Below are 25,188 nucleotides of genomic sequence, written 5' to 3' on the forward strand. Positions count from 1 at the left end.
TATATGAAAATAAAGATCATATTTCTTGGATTAGCGGTTATGCTTTTTGCAGGCTGCAAGAAAATCCTGAATCCGGAACCGGAGGATTTAAAGTCACTCGATCAAATGTATACTGATGTAAACTTTGCTCAAGGGTTTTTGGTTACGGCTTACAGGAATATCCCCGGTTACTACGATAACTCGGAATATGCTACGGATGACGCAGTGACTAACCAACTAAGTAACACTTATTTGCAATTGGCCACAGGCTCGTGGTCGTCACAAAATAACCCTGCTTCTGTATGGAACCAGTGTTACGAAGCGACGCAGTACCTAAACCTGTTTCTCGCAAATTCAAACAAGGTTAAATGGGCGGCTGATCCTGAAGCAGCAAAACTTTTTAACCTGAGGATGCGGGGCGAAGCTTTTGGTTTGCGGGGCCTTTTTATGTATTACTTGTTGCGTAACCACGGCGGTGTAGCCGCTAACGGGCAGTTATTGGGCGTGCCTATAATAACGGAGTATCAAACAATTGATGCGCAGTTTAATGTGCCCCGTGCCAGTTTTGATGCTTGCGTTAAACAAATTTACAAGGATCTGGACAGCGCAGAAGTTAATCTTCCGGTGGAGTATAATGATATATCCAATGCCTCTCAAATTCCTGACCGTTATAAAAAGTACACAACTAATTTTGACACCTACAATAGGGTAATGGGACAATACGGCCGTCAATTATTTAACGGTTTGATAGCTAAGGTAATAAGAACAAGAACTGCCTTGTTAGCCGCCAGTCCTGCTTTTCAGAACAGCGCTAACCCTGCAACCTGGGCAAACGCTGCCGATAATGCCGCCGCAATAATTAATTATAAAGGGGGCGTAAGTGCTTTGCCTGCAACCGGTGTTACTTATTATGCTAACGCATCAGAAATTGACAATCTGGCAAGCGGTATTAACCCGCCCGAGATTATCTGGAGAGAGAATATAGTAACAAATGACGCTACCCAGGAAAACCAGCATTTCCCTACTTCAATAAACGGTGCAAACACTACCGGTGCGGGCTTTATGAATCCATCTCAAAATCTGGTTGACGCTTTCCCTATGGCCAATGGATATCCTATTGACAATGCAAAATCAGGTTATAGTGCCGCTGCGCCATATGCCGGCAGAGACCCAAGGTTCGCAAAATATATAATATATAATGGCAGCACAGCCGGTGTAAGTAATACAGTTATTAAAACGGGTACCACTGCAGGTACTGGTGACGGCATTAATGAAAGGCCGGGCTTTTCTACACGCACTGGCTATTATATGAAAAAACGCCTGCGCATGGATGTTAACCGTAATTCGGTTGGAGCAAACGGAAAAACACACTACACACCACGTATGCGTTATACCGAAATGTACCTTGCCTATGCCGAAGCTGCTAACGAAGCCTATGGCCCTACCGGGCTGGGCACACAAGCCTATTCTGCGTACGATGTTATCAAAGCCATTCGTAAAAGAGCACTCGGTTTAACTACCGACCCTTATTTAGAAGAAATTAAGGGCGATAAAGATAAAATGAAAGATCTGATCCGTAATGAGCGCCGTTTAGAATTATCTTTTGAAAGTTTCCGTTTCTGGGATCTCCGTCGTTGGAAAGTGGATATAACCAAACTGAATGAGACGGTAAGGGGTGTGGACGTAAACGGAACCGTTTATAACCCATTAAATAGTGTAGAGACGCGTGCTTACCAGCCTTATATGTACTATGGGCCTATCCCCAATTCTGAGATTTTAAAGTATAATGCGCTGTTACAAAATGCGAATTGGAAATAATAACGAGTTTAAATTAACAAACATGAAAATTAATAAAATAATTATAGGATTGGCGGCTTCAGCGGGTTTGCTGGCATCGTGCAAAAATGCTCCGGTTGTTTACCCCGATTTTACGTACTCTGCCGTTTATTTTGCCAGCCAGTACCCTATGCGCACCGTTGAGCTGGGAGAGGATCTATTTGTAGATAACTCTTTAGATAACCAGCATAAGGTTGCTATAAAGGCGACAGTTAGCGGCGTATATGACAATAAAAAAGATGTTTTAGTAGACGTACAAGTGGACGAAACGTTGCTGAATAATCTTTATTTTAACAACAATGGCCCCAAAATTGTCGCCATGCCCGCACAATATTATAAGTTGGCATCTAATCAGATAAAGATTCCTGCCGGAAGCCTTCTCGGTGGTGTTGAGGTACAGTTGACCGATGCTTTTTTTGCTGATCCTTTGGCGCTGAAGGCTAATTACGTTATCCCGTTGGTAATGACTAAAGTTACCGGCGCAGATTCAATTCTAAAAGGCGCAAAGGGTGTTGCAATCCCATCAAGGGTAAAAGCCACAGACTGGCTAACTCCGCCTAAAGATTATATACTTTATGGCGTTAAATATGTTAATCCATGGCATGGGCGATTATTTAAGGAAAGGCGTTGATCAAATTACACCGGTTACGGGAGCCCCCTCTACAGCTGTTAGGCATACCCCTTCTGTGGAAAATAACCAGGCTGTTAACATCACAACCGCCTCTTTAAAAACGGCTAACCTGCCATTGTCAATTAAAAACAGTGCTGGTACTACCGTACCGTTCACCCTGGTGCTCACTTTTGCCGATAATGGAACTTGTACAGTAACAGGTAATAATCCTGCGAGTTTTGATATCACAGGTACGGGTAAGTTCGTTTCAAAAGGCGAAAAAAATAGCATCGGAGGAACAGACCGTAGTGCTATATATTTAGACTATACGGTTAATTTTAAAAGTTTGAACGTAAGTTACGCTACTAAGGATACCCTTATAGTTCGAGACAGAGGTTTAAAGGCAGAGTATTTCGACGTGGTAATTAAATAGCACTCAATTTACTGTCTAAATTGCCTAATCAGAATAAAAGGTCCGGCCGTAAAAAGCCGGACCTTTCTTTGGCAAAGTTCCTTTGTTCACTTGCAACAGCAGTGAGTCTGATTATGAGAGATAAATTCGCCTCATAATTATTTTTCACCCCAACTCTTTAGTCAAGCGTTTTAGATAAAATGAGTTGTGGTATTTCAACAAGCAACTAAATATACGCTCATATAATTAGTTTTATGCCCTCTTAGACCTTTATGGTCTAAGAGGTTTTTGTGCAGGCGGCGGGTTCTTTCTTTTCAAATGGATAATCGGCTACCATTTGTGGGTTAGCCTATGAAGTGTTTCAAACTTTCTATTACAATATGGATGCCTTGTATGTGCTGAGGTTTATCGTAAAAATAATGTTTAAAAAAGCCTTGCAGTTTATATTGCTTGGCGTGCTACTTTTGGAATTTGCCCCCGCACAGGCAGCAGATTTTTTTGTAACTTCCAAAGCAGATAGTGGCGTGGGCACATTAAGAGCCGCGCTTACAGCCGCTGCTGCCAACGGCGATTCATCACCAGACCGCATACTTTTTAATCTGCCCGGCTCCACCGAAGCTGACTTTACCATCTTGGTTAACGCTCAACTACCTAACGTATCCTCCAATTTAGTGATTGATGGGACTAGTCAGCCGGGAAATAGTATTGCCGGAACGATCAATACACATGTGGTAATCAAATCCATAATTGAACCCAAAAATGATTTTGTTATTTTTAAAGGTAACGACGTGCACGATGTAGAATTTTACGGGCTGCTAATGTGGGATACAAACTTACTTAGATCAACAGACCCTAACCGATCTAACCGGTATGGCTTTGGGTTTACAAATTCTGAACGCATTACCATAGGAAAGGCCGGGAAAGGCAACTGGATTGATGGATACAACCAACAAAGTATAGAGATGATTGACTGTAGGGCGATAAGCATAGTGGCCAATACGTTTCATAGAAGAGCTGGTAATAAAGACCCGGATGATACCGCGCCTATTTATTTTCAGCGTATTGTGGGCTTAAACTTTGGCGAAGCTGGCGCGGGCAACGTGGTGTTCACAAAGATGTTTATTTCGCTCGCAAGTACTTCCGAGGAATCTAAAATTGTGTTTGTTGATAATAACTTCGCGGTAGAGGCCGATGGAAAAACTATTTCCAAGCGTGCCATGGTTGGCGTAAAAATCGTAGGAGGTGATATTAACCCCACTGATCCCAATGCGCTTGTCGACATTTTATTTACGGGCAACCTTTTCAGTCACTACGATGGATATGGTCTCAAGCTTGATTTTCTAAAAGGGAAAGCTGTGATTAAGCACAATTGGTTCGGTATAGATCGGGGTAATACAGTGCCATTAAACTATATGAGAGAAGATCCGTATGGAGGCCTGGGGACCGGCTTAGTGTTGAACAGGTTTCTCGGCGATCTGCAAGTTGGAGATCCGGATCCCGCACAGGCAAACGTTTTCGCTTATTCTGAATATGGTGTTACCGTAGCTGCCATAACTAATCTATTACTTATGCGAAACTCATTTAAATGCACGTACGTAGCCGACTTTGATCCTGGAAACGAAGACATCCCTTTAACTACTGTCACATCCTCTACTCCCAATGCCATTACGGGTACAGCTGCGCCAGGCGCTATAGTCGACTTATTTCACACAGAAGCATGCACTACGCATTGTTCGCCTGATAGGTTGATGGGCAGTACATTGGCGGATGCTAATGGGTTATGGCAATATACGTTCATTGAGCCGGTAACCTGGTATGTAACTGCAAACTCCCACATCGGTAAAAAATCATCAAATTTTACTACGATCATCATAAATACAAACGACATTAAGGTTACAGATTCCAGATGCGGCAAACTGGGCTCGATCAAAAATATTCATGTATCAAATACAACCACCGTAAAATGGGTGGACGGTGACGAAAAAGTAGTCTCAACTTCTTTGGATCTTGTTGACGTGCCCCCAGGTACATATAAGTTGATCGCCGGTATCTATTGTACTTCAGAAACTTATCGTTACGAAATCCAGGATTTTAACGCACGTGTTAACGATGCTTATCTTAAAATTCAGCAGCCATTCTGTGATTCAAAAACCGGAAGCATTATGGGGCTTGTTATTGTACATCAGGATTACACCGATCCCGTGTCTTTCCGGTGGGTCAATTCTAAACAAATTACAGTAGGTACTTCTATTGATCTCCAAAATGTTGGTCCAGATACCTATTTTCTGAAACTAACTACCGCATCAGGCTGCGAAACCAGCTATGGGCCACTGGTGCTCACTGCATTAAGTAACCCATCGCCAGGGATGCTGCTTCAGGCCGACACAGCTACTGCGATTATTACTCCTGACGACTGCAATGGGGCTACAGGGGCTGTTACGGGGCTAAGGATTACCGGTGGTTTAACGCCCTACAGCTTTGCCTGGACGGACGCCTCAGGCCTCGCCGTGGGGACCAAGCAATCACTTACCTCCGTAAAAGCCGGAACGTATACCTTAACTGTTGACGATGCGAACCGTTCGCCTTGCAACCGTATCATCCTTAGTTTTGACGTTCCCGCCCGATATGTTATCCTGCCGATGCCAACAGTTCCCTCTGTGGATATTTGCGGACCTGCGGCAACACCACTGCGAGTGGTCAATCCGACTAAAGGCAAATACAAGCTTTATAGCTCTGCAAATGCCCTTGTACCTTTACAGGAAAACAATACGGGTATTTTTATTGAAAACGTCACTGCGAATATTACCTATTATATCTCGTTGGAAGTTGGCACGTGCAGCAGTCCCCGGGCAAAGGTGAGTGTTCATCTGGTCGGATCAGGCATAAACATTCCGAACTCGTTTACCCCTAACGGCGATGGCGTGAATGATAGCTGGGACATTGCTAACATTACGGAATACCCGAACGCTACAGTGAAGGTGCTTAATCGTACGGGTACAGAAGTATTTAACTCCCGGGGTTATCATTATCCTTTCACCGGCAAAATAAATAACCGGAATCTTCCTCCGGGTACGTATTACTATTTGATTGACCTGGGGAGGGGTTGCAAACCCCTCAGCGGGCCGTTAACAATATTGCGGTAGGGTGCCAAAAAGTATTTGACTGTAGCCGATTTTGTTACCTCACAGCAAGTTTAAACTGTCGCTTTTAATCCACACACTACAAAAGTTTAAATACAATACAGTCCAGCGATTTTATAAAAAATCCTGGAAATGAATTGACGCCAGTGCTTTTATACTCTTCAGGATGTTTTGCTAAACTGCGCCCTTCAACAAACCACCCTCAGCCCTGATAGCGGCTCCGTTGGTAGCCGAAGCCAGCGGACTTGCCAGGTAGGTAACCATGTTGGCCACTTCCGTAGTGCTCAGGAAACGCTGTATGATAGATGTCGGCCTGATGGTTTTGAAAAAATCTGCTTCTACCTCGGCTACGGTTTTGTTCTGATCTTTGGCCAAATTGTCTATAAAAACGCCAACACCTTCTGACAATGTGGGGCCAGCAGTACAGAGTTTACAGTAACAGCAGTACCTTTGGTCAATTCTGCCAGGCCGCGGGCAACCGCCAACTGGGCGGTTTTTGTCATCCCATAGTGTATCATTTCTTCGGGGATCTGTATTGCCGATTCGCTTGATATAAAAATGATCCTTCCCCAGCCATTTGCCACCATTTTGCCAAAGTAAGCGCGCGACAAGCGGATCCCGCTTAATACATTGATCTCGTAAAAGCGCATCCAGTCTTCGTCCGTAATATCGGCGAAGGCTTTAGGCTCAAATATGGCTACGTTATTGATTAAGATATCCACTTCCGGAAGCTCGCTGATTAGATTTTTAATCGATTCCGCGCTGGCAAAATCAGCTATAACGCCACTTATTTTATCATTGCCGCTTTCTTTTTTGATTTGCGCTACGGCTTTATCTACACGTTCGGCTGTGCGCCCGTTAATAAACACTTCGGCGCCTTCTTTAGCTAACTGAAGCGCAGTCGCATAACCTATCCCGGCTGTCGAGCCGGTAACAAGCGCTTTTTTATTTTTTAACTGGAGATCCATATATTTTCAAGATTGATGTATAACGAAACTAAAAATTAAATTGTACAGATGTAGCCATTTACAAAAACATGGAACGGCGCTGACAATATGCTATCAATAGCAAGCACCCTACGGACGAGCAAGGTGCTTGCCATTAAATCTACTTTAAGCTTATTTCAGAAAAAAGGAAAGCAAATCATTTTGTACCTGTGCTGTGTTTTCCTGTACTACCCAGTGGCCGGAGTCTTTTATAATCGATTCCTGCACGTTATTGGCAACCAGTTTGGTGTGGGCTGCTAAAAACGCTGCGGCAAAATGATCTGAGCCCATAGCTAAAACCGGCATTGGTAGTTTTTTCTTTGCAAATTGTATCCTTTGTAAAGAAATGTTTTAAAACGTAATCGTGCTATAAGAATAGCGTCGTAAGTAATTTTCGGCGCCATTTATTTTATAAATACTTTATAATAAATAATTTAAAAAGACAGGCATTTTGTTGCTATAGTGCAGAACCTTATAAAACAATTGTTATGAAAAACCAGCGCGAAATGTGGAATTTTTTGACGATTTTGGAAAGAATCCGAGAGGACCCACAAAATAAGAAAAGCCTTCTGACGTATCATCAGAAGGCTTTTCTTATTGGTTCGCGCTGGTGTTGCAAAAAATATGCGCTACCAAAAAATAAAAATGTTAATTTCTTGATTATTAATTATTTACCAGTTTTACCTGCGGCTACTTATTCGTCATGAAAATTAGCTATAAATTATTTATAAGTATTTGATTATAAATATACTGTAAAATATTTAAACTGACGTTTTTTTGCCCTTTTCTGCAACACTTTAGCAACAGAAAAGCAACAACAAAGCAACACGTTAGCAACACTTTGGATCGCTGGTATTTATTCAAAAAGGTGTAACCTACAGGTGCATTAAACCTCTATTTTATTGGTTGTTATGCCCTAAGCGTTTTCAATGCTTCAGTCCATTTATCCAATTCAGTAAACATCGTACCCGCTGCTTTAACATGGCTTTCGTCGCCGGTAAAGCTTCCATCAGGATTAAAAAATTTAGGGAAGAACGGGATGGTCACGCCCTGATTGAGCGGCATCATATGTAAAGTAGTTAATACTTGTTTCAACATCTGTGCCGCACGCAATCCGCCCGACACACCGCCGTAGCTTACAATACCAACCGGTTTATATGCCCATTCATTAAACAGGTAGTCGATGGCGTTTTTAATAGGCGCAGGGAAACCGTAATTGTATTCTGCAAGCACAATGATAAAGGCATCGGCTTCATTGATCTTAGCGCTCCAATCTTTGGTATGTTGATGCTCGTAATTACCCAGGCGTGGGTGGTTAGGCTCATCCATTAAGGGTAAGTTGATCTTGGCCAAATCAAGTAGCTCAGCGTTAATGCCATCCTGCGCAGCAGCAAGCGAATAAACCCACTCTGCAATTGCTATTCCTTTACCGCCCGGGCGTGTGGTAGATGTAATGATCTTTAAATTCATGTAATTAATTGTTCCTCTTTGTTATAGTCGTCAAAAGTTAAGCATTATTTTCAACTATCTGTCTTTCAATTTCAGCCAGCGCAATCTTAATACCGTCACGCTGTTCTGTCAGCAAACTCAGGTGGTCGGCATGATCAGCGTAATCAGCAATACAGGCGTCACACTTTTCAATAGCAGCCCGTTCGCCGGTAATTATAGCGGTTAATATCGCTTTATCTTCCTTACTGCTTAAAGCTTGTTTTATACTGAGCCATGTACGGTGCAAGCCGCCTAAAATGCCTCCACTCTCATTTTCTGCCTCTTCTCCATGCAGTGCTATGTGCTCCTTTAATTCTGCCGCATACACAATCCGTTCTCCTGACAACCGCGAAAACAAAGCCTGTAAAACTGGATTCTCTGTCGCCTCTGCTGCTGATTGATAGCCTTCTTTACCATCATTAACAAGTTCTAAAATCTCTTTCAGATCATTCGTTACCTCTTGTTTGCTCTTTAAAGAAGACGCTTTTATATTTCCATAGTAATTTGATGTTTAGGTGGGTTGTTGCAAAAAGTCAGCCAATAATATCGGGCTGAGCAGCGAGAAAAAAGCCTACTAATTGCGCCCCTTATCCAGCACCTCAAAGCGGGTTTGTAAACGGTTACCATCAGCATCAACCAAAGTTAAAACATGTTTGCCCGGTGGGGGGCTGATGGCCATTTGATGGTAACCGATAGTTTGCCCAAGGTACTGGTTGTCTATATTCCAAAATAGTTTAATACCCGGCTGCCGGTGCGCGGCATTGCAGATCACCCGTCCGCGGCTCCCATCGGCCTCCAGCGGTACGTAAACTTTAGCGCCGTCTTTAGGGTAGATCATTTCCATTGTGCGCTGTGTGGTGGTACCACAGTCGGGCCTGAACGGTGGCAGCGTGCGGTAGTTGTAACTTCTGCTCTTATAGTAATATTCCATTGATGGCGGCAGTACAAACCAAGGCACATGCACCATGTTACCGGGTGCTTCGCAATTTGAGTTAACCTGCCACTTGCGCGTAGCATCCAAATGCACCAATTGATGAAACGAACACACCCCCGCCTTTAAGCCGCTTTTAGGTACCAATAGGGTATCAACAGGTTGGCAATATTCGCCTGCTCGGTAACCGCTTTCGCGGCAAATGGCAATGCGGATCATCTCGGCTGCGGGTGGGGCAAACCATTGTCGGGATATGGGCAATTGCCTGAAAATCTCAAACAAAATTGGCGCTGCAGTATTTACCCCGATCAGTCCCGGGCTACCCTCGCCATTAGTGTTACCCACCCACACCCCAACTACATAGCGCGGCGTAACACCAATGGCCCAGCCATCTCGAAAGCCAAAACTGGTGCCGGTTTTCCAGGCTATGCGTTGGGTGGAGCTAAATTGCTGCCACAGCAACTCATCGCCGGGGCGCATAACCTCTTCCATGGCTTGAAAGGTGTAATATATTGATGCCGCATTTAACAAGCCACCTTTTTCTAACTGCTTATCGGGCTGCTGAAGAGTAGTATAGACGGGGGGATGATAATCATTGGCATCATATTGCCCCTTATTTTTATTATAATGAGTTAATACTCTTGCCATATCCGCATAAGCGCCTGATAGTTCCCACAGGTTATTTTCTGATCCTCCTAAAATTAGCGACAAACCGTAATGATCGGCGGGTTGGGTAAGGGTGGTCATGCCCATTTTGCGCAACAGGCTATGCAGCCGCTCATACTTATATTGCACCAGCATTTTGACCGCCGGAATATTCAACGACCTCGACAGCGCTTTTGACGCAGGTACGGCGCCATCATAACCCAGATCAAAATTTTGCGGATGATAGCCTGCTATTTGCGTCGGAATATCCGGAATTAAACTATTAGGCAGTATGAGGCCGTCATGCAGCATGGCGGCATACAGTATCGGTTTCAATGTACTGCCGGGGCTGCGCGGCGCGGCAATAACATCCACATCGCTTTCCATATCCAGGTTTTCGGGGTGATTGATGTTGCCTACATAAGCCAGGGTTTGGCCGGTCTCTACATCCAACACAATTGCTGCTGCGTTGCGAATGTTATTGCCCTTTAATAACTGATGGTGGCGCTCCACAATATCTGCAACGTTTTGCTGCAGCACACCGTTGATGGATGTTTTAACCCGTCCGCCGTTTTGACCCGTGGCCATATTATCAACCCTGAAACGCTGCAGCAAATGCGGAGCGAGGCGAGGCAAGGGTACCGGCTTATCGGGTACCGGCTCCAATTTGGCCAGCATAGCAGTAGTGGCATCAATTGTTTTTTGCTGCGCGAGTTTATCTATCAACTTATTCCTTTTCCGTAACAGGATAAGGCGATTTTTACCGGGATGCACCAGCGACGGCGAATTAGGCAGCACCGCGAGCGCCGCCATTTCTCCCCAGGAGAGTTTATCCGGCCCGCGCCCAAAATACCGCCATGATGCGGCATCTAAACCAACTACATTACTGCCAAAGGGTGCATTACTACTGTACAGCGCTAATATTTCAGCTTTAGAATAGGTTAGCTCCAGCCGCATGGCTTTTACAATCTCCAGTGACTTTTGCCAAAAAGTTCGGTTTTGCCGGGTAGACAGCCGGATGACTTGCATGGTTAAGGTGCTGCCGCCACTTACTACATGTCGCGCTTTTATATTCTGCTTTATCGCCCGCCCAAAGGCCAATGGGTCAAAACCCCAATGATGCTCAAAGCGCTTATCCTCAAAAGCCATAATGCAGGCTTTGAATTTATCAGGCACCTGTTGGTTGTAGGGGAACCGCCACTGTCCGTCTGCTGCTATAGCTGCGCCGAGCAGTTGCCCGTTACTATCGTCAATAACAAATGATGTAGGTGCGTTAAACAGCTTTTTAGGCAGGCAGAACCAGAATAGCGAGAGAAGCACAAGCCCGATTATAATTATAGTGGCAATGCGTTTGGGCTTTTTAAAAACAAACTTCATAAACAATTCAATTAGCCCCCTCTAAATCTCCCCCGGTAGCGGAGACTTTTAAACAACATTTAAAAGCCCTCCCTTTCGGGGAGGGTTGGGTGGTACTCACTTCACCACCTCAACCCATTGCCCTTTGGCCAGGGCATTAATATTGTTATTATACATGGCTGCGCAATAAGGTGCCGGGAGATAATATCTGCCGGCGTATGATGCGTTTAGCATCACGTAAAAGGTCGCCTCTTTACCTTCAGCCAGGCTAAAATAGGTATTTACCCTATCATCGCGGATGTCGCGGTAATCAGATGGTGATGACTTATACACATCGTCATTTTCCATCAGGCGGGTATTCAATATTTCCCATCCCGAAGGGAAGATCTGCGTAAGCGCCATATTATCATAACGGCCGCGCCTGCCCGGGTTTTTCACAATTACCTGTGCCACAAAATCGCTTCCTTGCTTTAAGCTGGAAACATCAACAGCCTGTCCTTTTAAGTTAAAGTAATTTATCCGCATGGTTAACACATCCGGGTTGTTTACCGGCGCTACTGCTTCACCTGTTACCGGCTGTCCGTACTGTATCAGTCTTGCGTATAGCCGGGCACCACCGTTATTTTTTATAGTGAGATTTCCGGCATGATTGGTAACCGGCAGTTGCCATAGGTAAGTGTTAGAATTTACGCTGCCGCGCGATGTTGCTGCCTGGTAATTAAACGCCAGCTTACTACCCGATGCATTTTTGCCGCAATACTGCGCTATTGCCATCAAACTGTATGCAGTGGTTTGTGTGCTGTACCAACTATCCTGAGATAAGTGTGCGGCAACGGTACGCAATTGGCTTGCAGCTTCTTTCTTTTTGCCTAACAACGTCAAGGTTTCTAAAATCATGGCCTCATCGCGCAGGTCAGAGCCGTAAGTACCCCACATGCTGTTATAAGGTTTAATGGTGAGCGGCAAACCTGCTACCATACGCAGGCCAACCTCTGGCTGCCCGGCCAGTTTGTAGGCCGCTGCTAAACGCCATTTGGCTTCAATACTCAGGTAAGGGAACTCTTTTAGCCTGTTCATGGCCCCCAGCTCGGGTGAGCGCGCCATTGCTAACAGGTACAGTCGATAAGCTTGTGTAAGGTCAGCCCCGTAAAAACTGCGGCTATCCGGCGCCCAGGTAAGCGCTTTTTGGCGTTGATAGGTTTTCCAGTGTTCAATAAATCCAACCGGTAACGCATAGCCTGCCGCTTGTGCAGCCAGCATAAAGTGACCGGCGTAGTTGGTTCCCCATTCATCGGCTTCTCCACCATCGGGCCAGTAGCTTAAGCCACCAGCGGGGAGTTGGAAACCATTTAATTTTTGTATGCCTGCCTTAATATTTCTGTCAGAAAATGCTTTTTGTGCTGATGAAAGATCAGTTAACTGCGCCAAATACAACTGCGGGAACACAGCCGATGTGGTTTGCTCAACACAGCCATGCGGATAATCTATTAAATAGGTTAGCCTTTTTGCCAGATTAAGCGGCGGAATATTTGATGCCTCAAGCGTGGTTTTGTTGGTGCCACTCATACCCACGGCAGCATAAGGCGTGCTCCAGGTTTCGCCGGGGGCTAACTCTTTTTCCAATACACGGGTTATTCCCGGGTTAGGGTTTCTAACGGATAGCTCCACATCATAAGCAGCGGTTTCCTTCCCGCTCCTGGCTATGATCTTCACTTTGCCTATGCCTATAAAATTTTTAACATCCAGGGCAAAGGTCACCATCTGGTCGCCGGGTTTGTTAAAGGTTATAGTTTGATGATTATTGCCCATAAGGTTGCTGAACGCATTTGATTGGATATCAACAGTAACCGTTTTAATGTTATTCTCCGTAGCGAAAACAGTAACAGGCAACAAAACTTTTTCTGTCGGCCCCAAAACCCTTGGCAGCGTTGCCAGCACCATCAACGGTTTTTTAACGGCCACTGCCTTATCCGCGAAGCCATAACTACCCTCGTGCCCGGCAATTACCATAACTTTAACAGAGCCAATGTATTGCGGCAGGGTAAAAGCAGTTGTTCTCCGTTCGCCCTTGCCCAAATGGAATGGTCCCATAAATTTAACCACTGGCTTAAAGCGATTTACGGTGATGTTTTTATTGAGGTTTCTACCGCCTGCATCGCCACCAATACTAAGTATGCGTTCCAGTTCGCCACCGTAGGCGCCTATCACGTAGTCAAAAAGGTCCCAGCTTTTTACACCTAAAGCCTCGCGTGCGTAAAATGCGGCGTGCGGGTTGGGCGTTTTAAAGTTAGTGATATCCAACAGGCCCTCGTCAACAATAGCCAGCGTGTAGGTCATTTCCTTACCTGTTGCTTCTGATACTGTAACCGCCGACCGTGTTTCCGGGCGGATCTTATCAGGCATGGTAATAACAGGCTTCAATATAGTTTCCGGATTTTCTACCAGCAGCGGGATAGCGCCGTACATACGTATAGGGAGGTCATTCACCGTTTGCGAGTGAGGTTGCAGCAGCGTAACGTTTACAAAAACGTTGGGCGCCATGGTTTCGTCCACCTCAAACTTGTATTGCGTTTGCCCTTTTTTGGTATCCACCCAATCTGTTTTTAAAACTTTGGTGCCGTTTTCAAAGCTGATGAGCGCCCTGCCGTTGGCCGGTGTAGGTATGGTAAGTGTTGCTTCATCCCCAACTTTATAGCTTTTCTTGTCAGATGTAAAGGATAGCATGGCGGCTTCGCTGGGGTTATCCTGTTGTAAGCGCTGCGCCCAATTTGGCCAATCAATATAAAGTTCTTTACCAGTGGTATGGCCGGTTTGATCGTCCGTAATCCTTACCATAAAGCGGCCCCATTCTGGTTGGTTAAGGCGCATTTTCCACTTACCGCGACCGTTAACTAAAGTTATGGTCTCGGTTTTTATCAGCTTATTATACTTGTCTTGGGTAAAATTGCTGCCCTGGTTGCCGGTATTGTCCCACCACCAATGCCACCTTACTTTATACAGTTCAACCTGCACTGTGCGGGTGCCGCTTACTAAATTGCCCTTAGTATCAACAGCCACCACATCAAAAAAGTGGTCTTTTCCTGTAACCAACATCCCCGAAAGGGCATTACCCTGCGGCGCCTTTATACCTACATAGCCCGGGTAAACATTATAGGGCAGGCTAACCTGGTTTATGCTAAAGTTGCCGCCGGGTTCAAAAACCTTGGTCATAAAATTGGCACGCAGCTGCCCGGGCGCTTCGCCTTCGGTTTCAATATCGGCGCTGATATTGGCGTTGCCCGCTGCATCAAGGTTACCTTCAAATACATTTTTTACTTCAGAGTTGAAGGTTTTGTTAGGATCATCAAAATCATAATCCTCAAAGTTTTTAAAGCTTGTTTTTTGTGACGACAGGTACGCATCAACCGTGGCCTTAAGGTTCTGTGCTATGCCGCCAAACAACCATTTGGCATTAAGGCTGCCACTCGTATTCGCTCCTTTGGTCAGCTCCGTTTGCCCGTTAAAATCAATGTTGATCTTTAGGCGGTTGGGCATAATGGTTTCTACCTTAATGCTTTTGGTAAACGTAGCGCCGCCTACTTTTATCTTGGCCGTCCAGTTACCCGTAACATCAGTAGTTTGGGTGGCCGTATGGAAACTGTAAAAGCCATCAACAGAGCTTGTTCTGGTTAGGCGGCTATACAACCGCCCCATCGGGTTGTAAAAACTAAACTCAACGGGCATTTCCGGCGGCAGCTTTTTGCCTTTATCCTCTAAAATGAAAGAAACGTAAATACTGTCGCCGGGCCGCCAAACACCGCGCTCCGCATAAATAAAACCCTTTAACCCTTTCTGCACCTCGTCGCCGCCTATATCAAACCGGGTAAGAGGCAAGGCATTGCCATCGTCAACTTTTAAATAGCCCCGCTCTTCGCCGCGCTTAGCAACAAGAAGGTAAGGCTTACGCTTCATATCAAACTTAGCCATACCATACCCGTCAGTTGTGGCTTTCATTATTACCTGTTTTTGGTAATCCTGCAAGTTAAGCTCAATACCCGATAGTGGCTTAGCGGTTAAAATATCGGTAGCTATAACAACCATACTGTTATCAGTACCGCGTTTGGCTATCAATCCTATGTTTGATGCTATGATGTTGCGGGTGACCCAGCGCCTTTTGGTGAAATAGGATGTTGTGCAGGGGTTGTCCTTATCTGCCCAGCTATAATCTTCGGGATAGTAATTATCGTACCGGCTCCAAAAATCATCGTCGTCATCACTTATTGAACCGCCGCCGTAGCCATCCTCGCCATCATAGCCGTACTCATCGCCATCCTCTTCAGCCTTAACCGGCCCGCCCGCATTGCAATTATATAGCGAGTACTCTTTACGGAACCCTATAACAACGCGGTAAATAGCGCCCGGTTCAGTACGGATCAGCTTATCCAGATCAAGCATAAAGCGGTTTTTCTTGCGCAGGTTTACACCCTTATCCGCATCAAGCCTGATGGTTTTTTCAACAACCGGGCGGCCAACTCTGCGTAATTCGCTCCCGCCATCAATATCGTTAGTTTGGAAATATTGCGGTATGTTGTCCTCATAAATTTTAATAATGCTTACGTCTACCGCATTAAGATTAACTGCCTCAAACGGCATCATCAGCTTACCGGCGCTTGGCAAAATAACGCCCTTGCCGGGGATGGTAACGGCAGGCAGCTTATTCTCAAAAAACACATTGGCGGTATACGTTTTTGTTATTTTTTGGTGGGAGATATTCTGAATACCCGGGTTTACAAAAATGCTGTAATTGCCTTCCAGCCGCTCGGCAGCATATACTTTTACCATGCTGCCCTCAATAGTGTAAGACGGCTCTGTAGTATTGCCAATGCCTATTAACCCGTTAAGCTCTTGCCCTACCATAATCGCATCAGAGAACTGTACCAGCACGTATTGGTCCTGGTCCTGCATGGCTTTAATATCCAGTACGCGAAAATCGCCTACGGCTGGTACTTCAAATTTTTGCGCGCCCTTTTTATCAACGTCCAGGGCATCGCCATTCCAGCTTACTACCACCGGCGTAGTTTTATCAGGGGCCCGTACCAGTTTATCAATGGTAAAATTATGGGTACGGCTATAGCCGTTGTGCTGCCAGCTGATCTGCACATCCGAAGGGTAATCAACAGCTATGATTTTTTCGATAGCTTCATTGCTTTCAGCGTCAGCGGTTTGCACTATACCCTCCAGTTTCATTTTGTCTAATGATGTACGCGGCGATGTTTGCAAGCCGTTAAAGGTGACATTAAAATCGGGCGCTATGGTTTGAAAGCAAAAGTCAAACTCTTTGTGCTCATCATCAACATTGGTAACCTTGCCTAACTTAAATGTGGCATTATATTTTTTGTCCGGATCAAGTGGTTTCTCAGGTTTAAACTCTACAGTGAGTGCATCAATCCAATAAGCTTTACCTTTTACAGAAGGAGAAAAACTAAAAACGCCATCAGGCAATTGCTCGTTTTGCGCATGGGTACCCTCTACGCGCGATACAAGGCGGATGCGAACGCTGCTTTCGCGAGAAATAATACCCGCAGTATAAGACTCAATGTACTTGCTGAATGATCTGTCTATTTGGTTGTCGCCTTTAAAACGACTTATTGCGTAAGCTACAACTGCAATTAAAACAAGTGATGTGGTGGTTATGATGATGCCTTTTTTGCTTAAAAAAAAGCCCTTTATTGCTGACATTCTTCGTTGGTTTGATAACGAAAATTAAACAATAAAAATTAGAATATAATTAATGTCAAAAAATAGATTGTGGCCGGAAAAAACAATAAGGGCTATTTTTTAATGCATGCATTCCGGCTATGGTTTGAGAACAAAAGCGGGGCAACCTATGGCTTTATGTACGTGCAAATGACTGCCAGCTATCCGTTTTGCCAGAGATACGTGATGTTATTGACGAAATTGAGAGCACAGCGTCATTTAAATTTTCGCATTCCATCCATAATTGAAAATATCCAGAACCATAATTGGCCCGATGCTTAAACTGCCACAGGTAAAATAATCACTCAGTTTTCAACACCGTAAATTCCGTGCGTCGGTTGGTCTGTCTTCCTTGTGGATTGTCTGTTCCGTTTGGAAAAGAGTTTGGCGCGATGGGCCTTGTTTTTCCGTATCCGCGTGCAAATATCTTATCCTGGTTAATTCCACGACTCATTATGTAGTCGACACAGGCCTGTGCACGGGCTGTAGATAGTTTGTTGTTGTAGGTGTCGCTGCCAACGGAGTCCGTATGGGCCGAAAGCTCAACTTTTATTTTAGGGTTGTCACTCATTATTTTTACAAGATCGTCCAGCACCGCTTTTGATTGTGGCCGCAAGCTGGCTTTATTATAATCGTACAAAACATTTTTTATCACGATAGGTTTATTGACTTCAAATGGTTGCAGGCAAATATCTGCATTGAACAAAGTGTCTTTCACCATTCGCCCCGATGCAGGCAGCGGTATAACTTTAGTAAAATAGCCAGACTTCTCTACCACCAGATTATAAGGGCGCTTTGTTGTAATGTTAAATTGATACCGCCCGCTTTGTGCAATTGTTATTTTGTTTAGGATATTACCCGAAATGGAATCTTTTAAACTTACCGTTGCTCCTAATAGTGGTTTTTGATTAACACAGTCAAGCACTTGCCCAACCGCAAAGTGTCGTTTATCATATCCCTCGAAAAGTTCGAGACAGCAGTCTGATTGGCGGTCAGAAGCCAGATAAAATTTGTCTTTATCTGAGTTATCCGGATAATAATATATATCATCTTTTGCCGAGTTGATAGGATAACCCATGTTTGCAGGCGTGGCCCACTGCGAGTTGTTATTAAAACTTTCAAACAGATCATGGCCCCCTAAACCTAAGAATCCTTTTGAGCTGTAGATCAATCTTTTTTTCGTAACATCAAAATAAGGAGCTTCTTCATCAAAACCCGAGTTAATTGTAGTGCCGGCATTATGCGAACTAACCGGATCGCCTTCACTGTTCAAGTCGGCTATCCAAATGTCTTTACCGCCACTGCCGCCGGGCTTATCAGAAACAAAATACAACTGTTTTCCGTCGGCTGTAATAAACGGTTGTATTGACGCAAAGTTCTGGGCATTTACAAAACTATTTAACTTTACTAATGGGGCCCATTTGCCATTTTGCCATTCGCTTTTGTAAATAGCATAGGTGGTATGGCTGCCTGTTTTGAACCATCGTGTAATATACATACGCTTTCCGGATGGCTCAAAAGAAGGTGCACCATATTCCGCTTCGTTTTTACCGGGCTCGTTGTCGTCAAAGTTGAGCATCTGTGGTTTGTTGTCGCCCGTTTTAGTTTCATAAATGCGGTTAAGCGCTGTTTTTTCATCCTTTGTTTTTCTTGATGACGTAAAAAAATAATTACCTTCTTTTTTCACCAGTGCATAGTCTGATCCATTTGAACTGAATGCCCCTTTTATAGCAGAAAGATCTGCTAATACCGGATAATTATATTGTTCGCGGGCAAATCTGCAGGTTGCGATTTCTTTACGTGCAAGCTCTATGTTTTTGCTATCGCCTTTGTAGGATGTAACAAATTGCTGCATCTGTTTTTCCGCTTCGTCAAAACGTTGGTTAGCACGTAGGCATATGCCATACCAAAGCCTGGTAAGCGGATACTGCGATTCAAAATTATCATCCAGTAATTTATAATACCAAGGCTCGGCTTCCAAATAATTTTGATACAGGCGGTATGACTCGGCCAGCATATAACTTACATACTCCTGGTCTACAGTGTTCACCGTTTTTTTATTGGGTTTACTGGCCGATTGATAAGGCATCTGCTTATCGTTTATCAGGTTCATACCAAGGGCAGCTTTTTTATAATAAAACGCAGCTTCGTAATAGTCCTTGTTTTTAAATGCTTTGTCGCCCAATACCTTTGGCGAACTATTCACCTGCGCGTTTGTAGCGTAAATAAATAGCGTTATTGTTAGTGTTAAAAATGCCCTTTTCATAACCAAAATATTAAAGACGTGGACAAACAGGTTCAGGGTCGCTTATGCGTTTTCTGAACAAATAGCTTATAGACAGTTCAAAGCCACCCCTTGAGTTTGTGGCCCGGTTAAGCGATGAGGTATTAAAATCATAACTGGTACCTATAATAAGGCTGTTGACATGGTAACCTACACTTGCAATAGCCGCATCGTTAAAGCGGTACATCCCACCTAAAATTAATCCCTTGTCGCCTTGCATTTTATATTCTGAGTAAGCGCCAATTGCTTTTTCCTGAGCATGTTGCTGCCTGATATATATAGCATGTGGTATCACATCAAAATAATCACTGGCTCTAATACGCACCCCGGCATGCGCCGTATAGCGCAGGGGCAATTTGGAGTTATCGCCCTCTGTGGCGAATGGATCGCGCGGGCGTGATAAGTGCCCAACACTTAAACCGCCGAATAGGTTGGCGTCGCTCATAGGGTTGCCATCATAATAAAATACCCCTGCACCTGCGTCAAAAACTGTGGCGTTAGTGGTTAAAAATCTTTCATTAGACGGTAATGAGGGGTTATATCCTGAGTTTGGATCGAATTGATTGCCAAATTGTGCTTTGCTGGGGTCAAAACTGCGATTTATAACGCCTGCTTGTAAACCGAAGCTTACTTTCTTGTTGCCATCATTAGATACGGTAATACTATAGCCAAATGTTCCGTATGCAGAAAAGTAGTTAAACCCCGCATCTCCTGCGGATTGATTGAGGACATTTAAGCCAAGCGCCACATTGCTATTGGTGCGCATATCTGCAGATAGGGCGGTAGTTTTATACGCGTTATTTAATTGCGGATATTGATTTTTATAGTTGGCATTTATGCGCGCATCGCCATTAATAACGCCTGTAAGTGCCGGATTTAGCCATAATGGATAGGCGTAGTACTGAGAAAAATGCGGGTCGATCTGTGCTTTCGACTTTAGGTGGAGTATCAGCAGCAGTATTATCAGAATTAATAGTTCCTTTTTCATCGTAATAAAGTTATAGTTCCCTTTTTCTTAATTAATTGACCATCATCCATGGTGGCTTCTACATAATACACGTATACGCCAACGGGTTGAACGCGCCCCTTGTAGGTGCCGTCCCAGCCGCTGTTAAGCACATTGGTGCGATACAGCAGTTCACCCCATTGATTATACACAGAGAAGTTTACGCCTTTTACAGCGGTGCCATACACATAAACTACGTCGTTGTTGCCATCACCATTAGGTGTAAAAGCATTAGGAATGAATAGGTCATTACCAAATGGATTAGATGATGTGCCCGTTACAGCAGCAGAGTTGAGACCTGTTTGACATGCCCCTGTAGCTCTTATGATTACAGTAGCGCTTTGATTGGCTTGTAGCCCCATCACAGTGTAAGTAGTGCCCGCACCCACATCAACAAAATTGGTTCCACCGTTGGTGCTTACCTGGTATCCGACAGCACCCGCAACGCCGCTCCATTGAAAAGTTATACTTGATGTGGTTACAGAAGCCACCGTTACAATTGGAGCTGCGGGTGGTGCTGTAACTGTGACTGTTACCGTAGCTACCGCCGATTTGTTGCCGGCAGGATCTGTAGACTGCGCATAAAAAATTGTATTGGCGTTAAGCGCGGTAGTGTTAAAGCTATTTCCGGTTGCTCGTAAATCTGTTAACCCGGCATCAGCATACCACCTTACTGTGAAATCGGGATTAGGATTGGTGATAGTAAGTGCAGTAGTAGTACCAGGACATATATTGGTGCCGGTTGTTGCTATAACCGGAGTAGCCGGAGAGACAGCCGTAACAGACACAACTCCGGTTGCCCGTGAGGCTGACGGGGTGTTTGTTGCGGTAACTACCGCTTCGGCATAATACGTTGTGTTGGTATACACAGATGGCGAGGTATAAGTAGCACCGGTAAATATTGGTGACCCGCCTGTTGGTGTGCTGTACCATTTAAAAGACGTGCCCGGCGTTGTAGATGATGCCGTAAATGTGGCTGTTTGACCGGAGTTGATATTGCGGGTGGGTGGATTTACCGCCACATCGGGTACAACATTGGCATTGATAGTAACAACTCCACTGGCACGAGTTGATGATGGCGTACCTGTGGCATCAACCACTGCTTCCGCGTAATAAGTTGTATTGACGCTTAACGGAGGGGATGTGAATGTAGGGCCAGTAAATATTGGGGATCCGCCTGTTGGTGTTGTATACCAGTTGAATGAGGTGGCAGGTATGGTAGACGAGGCAGTGAAAGTGGCCGTTTGGCCGGAGTTGATGCTCTGGCTGGGCGGAGTTACAGTTACATCGGGTACGGTAATAGCAACAGTAACAGCGCCGCTTGCTCTTGTGGCTGACGGTATTCCAGTAGCATCAACAACTGCTTCGGCATAGTAAGTGTTATTAGCAAAAACAGGCGTGGTTGTAAATACCGGCCCGGTATATATCGATGTTCCGCCGGTTGGCGTGGTATACCAGTTAAACGATGTACCTGGTGTGGTAGATGATGCGGTGAACGTAGCGGTTTGCCCTGGATTAACAGTTTGTGTTGGCGGCGTTACAACTACATCCGGAACGGTTGCTGCATTAACGGTAACTGCTCCGCTTGCTCTTGTAGCCGAAACTGCCCCACTTGCAGTAACAACTGCTTCTGCATAATAAGTTGTGTTGGTGTTTAATGGCGGTGAGATAAAAGTTGGCCCCGCAAATATGGATGAGCCCCCCGTTGGCGCTGTATACCAGTTAAATGTAGTACCCGGCGTAGTTGACGATGCAGTCATGGTAGCTGTTTGGCCTGTAGTAATGCTTTGTGTTGGAGGGTTAACAGCTACATCCGGAATTACAAGCGGTGAAACTGTAACGTCAACCTGCGTTCTGTCAACCGAAGTACAGGTGCCATTGCTGGCTTCGGCAAAATAGCTCGTGTTGGCAGACAGGGGCGGCGTTGTAAAGGTTGTTCCTGTGAAAACCGGGGTTCCGCCGGTTGCTCCGGTATACCAATTGATAGTAGTGTTACCTACTGGGGTTGCTTTAAAAGTTGTTGTTTGACCACTATAAATGGAAGCGCTTGCAGGCTGAACAACAGGTGTTAGCGGTACGTCATTAGCAACTATAGTAATTGGATATCTAACGGGATTAACGCAGGTGCCGCGGCTGTACTCAACATAAAGCGTTGTGTTACCTGTTATGGGGTCTGTAGTAATTGTGCTGCCAGTATATACTGGTGCTCCGCCGGTTGGCGTGGTATACCATTTAAAAGTTCCGTTTGTTGGTGATGTAATGGCAAGTTGCGTAGGGCTTCCCTTACAAATTTCAGGATTCGCGTTAGCAAAAACAGGTACCGGATATTGCTGAGAAGTATAAAACAATTGTACCGATGTTAATAAAGTTACCGCGCCTGAACTCAGGCGGATACCTACACCATCATATCCGGCCGGTGCGGGTACAAGTACAGCATAACGGTTACCTCCGCCAAGTAGCCTTACTTGCACAGTAGAATTGTTAAGCAACACTGTATTTACAGGAGTAGTACCATTATAAATGGTAACCTGTATTTGCCCTAACAAAGCAATATCTGTTAAACCTACCGGGCTTTGTATCACCAGTTTTATCATATCGCCGGCAAAGCCCGGTTGTTGAAACTGTAGGATCTGTTCTGCGTATCCACCTATTAATCCGGCACCTACAGTTATGGTTGATGCTGTAGTTGTATCTGCATCAGCAGCTACGGCGGCATTAGTTACACCGCAGCCAATACACAAGGCGTTAACGTTAGTTGTCTGCGTACTGGCGTATGTACACGGCGAGTTATTATCAATGTTTACGGTAATTGTTATTGCTGTACGCGTTGATGACTGACAGCCTGTGCTGTTAACCGAGTTTACATAATAAGTTTGCGAGGTATACAAAGCAGGGGTAGTGTAACTTGCCCCTGTAAAAAATGGTGTTGTGGCACTGCCGGTGGTGTACCAGTTAAAAATGACACCAGATGTGGCCGATGTTGCGTTAATAATTGCAGTTTGCCCTGCATTTACGGTTTGGTTATTTGCTGTTAAAATTGGTGCGGCCGGTTTTGGCTGCACGGTTATTACGGCTTCTGCCCGCGTAGCGCTGCTACAGCCGCCCGCATTTACTGCCTCAACAAAATAACTTCTGCTGGCATTAAGCACGGGCGTGGTAAAGCTGTTGCCTGTAAATAGAGGGGCACCGCCTGTAGCTGCATCGTACCATCTGTAACTTATGCCTGCCAACGGCGATGCAACTGCAAGTACAGCTACATCACCGGCACAAATGGTTGTATTAGCAACGGTTAAGTTGGGCGCGCCCGGAGCGGCATTTATTGTGATAGTTACGGGCGTACGTTCAGACTCGTCTGTACAACCGGCTCTGCTGGCTGCAACATAATATGTAGTATTTGAAGTTAATAGTGGCGTAGTATAAGATGCGCCTGTAAAGATGGGCACACCGCCGGTTTCGGCTGTGTACCAGTTGAAAACAGTGTTAGGCCTTGCCGTTGCTGTTAGCGTTACAGAACTGCTGCCGCATAATTGCAAGTTAGAAACAACAACATTATTATTTGAAATAATGGGCCTTGGCAGAATTCGCTGTACCTCGTGCAGGTTTAACGAAGTTAATGCGTTCAAGATCCCGCCTCCTAAAGTGAGCCGAACCCTGTCAAACACATTAGGTGGTGCGTAAGTAACAGTTACGCGCCGGCTGGGACCCGAAAGGTCCAATAAACGAACAGTAAGCAAAGAAGAACTCAGTATTCTTGAATCACCGTTGTCTGCGTTACCGTTAAACGTGTTCACAGATATACGGGAAAAGACACCTGCATCAATCAACGCCTGCGGAATAGACAACGTCAGTCTTACTGAATCGCCCGGAACTGAAAGTGATTGAAAAAGAGCTGTTTGCTGAGCATAAGCACCAACGGCGCCTATTGATGCGTTTAGCGTAGAGAATGTATTTAAATTTCCATCAATAGCATTTAACGGATTGGCCACGCCACCTACATCTACACCCAAATTCAATAAACCTGCCGATACGCCGTGCAATTCATCAATTGCTGTGTTACATAGATTGGGGCCGGGGCCGTTGTAAAAAGCCTCGTACACATAAATGCTGCTTAATGCACCAACCAGCCCGCCGTTAAGCGTAACTCTAACCCGATCATAGATCTGCGTGGGGCTAAAGCTGACCAAAACCTGGTTATTGTTGCTGGCGGCACTAACTAAAGTTGCGGCAGCAAGCCCCGGTGCAACAGGTGTATTGCCATTGTAGGCTTGCAGAAATATGCCGCCAAGTGCGGTCACATCAAGCAGATTGTTGCCACTACCCAATTTTAACGACACAGGCGTATTGGCAGGAACCTTACCCGGAGCAGGAAAGATAAGTTCCTGATAAGTGCTGGCCGCTACACCAACAGCAACGTTTAAAACAGAAAAAGTTTGTGGATTGCCATCAGAGCCGTTGTTAGGATTAGTGACTATACAATTAACGCAGAGTAGTCCGTTTGCCCCCACGCGGTTGGTGGTTGCGTAGTTACGCTGTGCATACACACCTTGTGTTGTAAGCAGCAACAAACAAGCTGCAGCAAAGCTGATAAGTAAGGTAAAAATTTTCATCGTGGCGTTGTTATTGGTTAACACCCCTTATTACATACCTTAATTACTTAAGGTTCTAAATCAGTTTATTCATTGTTTATCAAAATATTATAATTTGTTCACTTTTAATTAACGTGTTCATTTTGTTCATTCCTGTAGGTTTTACAACCATGAGTGTGTATCTTACCGTATA

General features: G+C 44.9%; 15 protein-coding genes. 5 read left to right on the plus strand and 10 right to left on the minus strand.

The annotated features are described in order from the left end of the window. Positions 1 to 3: 3 nt before the first annotated feature. The 4 genes from ACVW2L_RS18745 to ACVW2L_RS18760 all read left to right on the plus strand — a co-directional run bounded on the left by ACVW2L_RS18745 (position 4) and on the right by ACVW2L_RS18760 (position 5,980). Positions 4 to 1,797 (plus strand): RagB/SusD family nutrient uptake outer membrane protein, encoded by a 1,794-nt coding sequence (locus ACVW2L_RS18745; RefSeq protein ID WP_457129478.1) that lies wholly within the window; start codon positions 4 to 6, stop codon positions 1,795 to 1,797. Positions 1,798 to 1,819: 22 nt separating this feature from the next. Then, positions 1,820 to 2,446, plus strand: a complete 627-nt coding sequence (locus tag ACVW2L_RS18750) for a DUF1735 domain-containing protein (RefSeq protein WP_457129479.1) — start codon at positions 1,820 to 1,822, stop codon at positions 2,444 to 2,446. Further along, entirely contained in the window at positions 2,418 to 2,858 is a 441-nt protein-coding gene (locus tag ACVW2L_RS18755) for a DUF5627 domain-containing protein (RefSeq protein ID WP_457129480.1), read from the plus strand. Before ACVW2L_RS18750 ends, ACVW2L_RS18755 begins: the two co-directional genes overlap by 29 nt. A 359-nt stretch (positions 2,859 to 3,217) precedes the next feature. Then, the gene (locus ACVW2L_RS18760; protein ID WP_457129481.1) at positions 3,218 to 5,980 is read left to right on the plus strand and encodes a T9SS type B sorting domain-containing protein; all 2,763 of its coding nucleotides are present in this window, start codon (positions 3,218 to 3,220) and stop codon (positions 5,978 to 5,980) included. Positions 5,981 to 6,151: 171 nt separating this feature from the next. Here ACVW2L_RS18760 and ACVW2L_RS18765 read toward each other — a convergent pair whose 3' ends face one another. From ACVW2L_RS18765 to ACVW2L_RS18775, 3 genes are all read right to left on the minus strand, one after another. Continuing rightward, the gene (locus tag ACVW2L_RS18765; RefSeq protein WP_457130227.1) at positions 6,152 to 6,385 is read right to left on the minus strand and encodes an SDR family oxidoreductase; all 234 of its coding nucleotides are present in this window, start codon (positions 6,383 to 6,385) and stop codon (positions 6,152 to 6,154) included. Further along, positions 6,358 to 6,945: an SDR family NAD(P)-dependent oxidoreductase gene (locus ACVW2L_RS18770; protein WP_457129482.1), complete on the minus strand. Its 588-nt coding sequence runs from the start codon at positions 6,943 to 6,945 to the stop codon at positions 6,358 to 6,360. The genes ACVW2L_RS18765 and ACVW2L_RS18770 overlap by 28 nt, the downstream gene beginning before the upstream one ends. A 150-nt stretch (positions 6,946 to 7,095) precedes the next feature. Next, positions 7,096 to 7,269 (minus strand): hypothetical protein, encoded by a 174-nt coding sequence (locus ACVW2L_RS18775; protein ID WP_457129483.1) that lies wholly within the window; start codon positions 7,267 to 7,269, stop codon positions 7,096 to 7,098. A 182-nt stretch (positions 7,270 to 7,451) separates the two neighbouring features. Between ACVW2L_RS18775 and ACVW2L_RS18780 the strand changes: the two genes are divergently transcribed. Beyond that, positions 7,452 to 7,670: a hypothetical protein gene (locus ACVW2L_RS18780; protein WP_457129484.1), complete on the plus strand. Its 219-nt coding sequence runs from the start codon at positions 7,452 to 7,454 to the stop codon at positions 7,668 to 7,670. A gap of 202 nt (positions 7,671 to 7,872) precedes the next feature. Here ACVW2L_RS18780 and ACVW2L_RS18785 read toward each other — a convergent pair whose 3' ends face one another. The 7 genes from ACVW2L_RS18785 to ACVW2L_RS18815 form a co-directional block, all read right to left on the minus strand. Continuing rightward, a complete protein-coding gene (locus tag ACVW2L_RS18785) occupies positions 7,873 to 8,433 on the minus strand; it encodes an NADPH-dependent FMN reductase (RefSeq protein WP_457129485.1) in 561 nt (186 codons plus the stop codon). A gap of 37 nt (positions 8,434 to 8,470) precedes the next feature. Beyond that, positions 8,471 to 8,941, minus strand: coding sequence for a ferritin-like domain-containing protein (locus tag ACVW2L_RS18790; protein WP_457130215.1), 471 nt, complete (start codon positions 8,939 to 8,941; stop codon positions 8,471 to 8,473). A gap of 84 nt (positions 8,942 to 9,025) precedes the next feature. Further along, positions 9,026 to 11,404, minus strand: coding sequence for a penicillin-binding protein 1C (gene pbpC / locus ACVW2L_RS18795; RefSeq protein ID WP_457129486.1), 2,379 nt, complete (start codon positions 11,402 to 11,404; stop codon positions 9,026 to 9,028). 96 nt (positions 11,405 to 11,500) lie between these two features. Next, positions 11,501 to 17,101 (minus strand): alpha-2-macroglobulin family protein, encoded by a 5,601-nt coding sequence (locus ACVW2L_RS18800; RefSeq protein WP_457129487.1) that lies wholly within the window; start codon positions 17,099 to 17,101, stop codon positions 11,501 to 11,503. Between the two features lie 319 nt (positions 17,102 to 17,420). After that, positions 17,421 to 19,385, minus strand: coding sequence for an OmpA family protein (locus ACVW2L_RS18805; protein ID WP_457129488.1), 1,965 nt, complete (start codon positions 19,383 to 19,385; stop codon positions 17,421 to 17,423). A gap of 10 nt (positions 19,386 to 19,395) precedes the next feature. Beyond that, positions 19,396 to 20,391, minus strand: coding sequence for a PorP/SprF family type IX secretion system membrane protein (locus ACVW2L_RS18810; RefSeq protein WP_457129489.1), 996 nt, complete (start codon positions 20,389 to 20,391; stop codon positions 19,396 to 19,398). After that, positions 20,388 to 25,016, minus strand: a complete 4,629-nt coding sequence (locus tag ACVW2L_RS18815; RefSeq protein ID WP_457129490.1) for an Ig-like domain-containing protein — start codon at positions 25,014 to 25,016, stop codon at positions 20,388 to 20,390. Before ACVW2L_RS18815 ends, ACVW2L_RS18810 begins: the two co-directional genes overlap by 4 nt. Positions 25,017 to 25,188 lie beyond the last annotated feature (172 nt).

Source organism: Mucilaginibacter sp. HD30, from assembly GCF_054061755.1.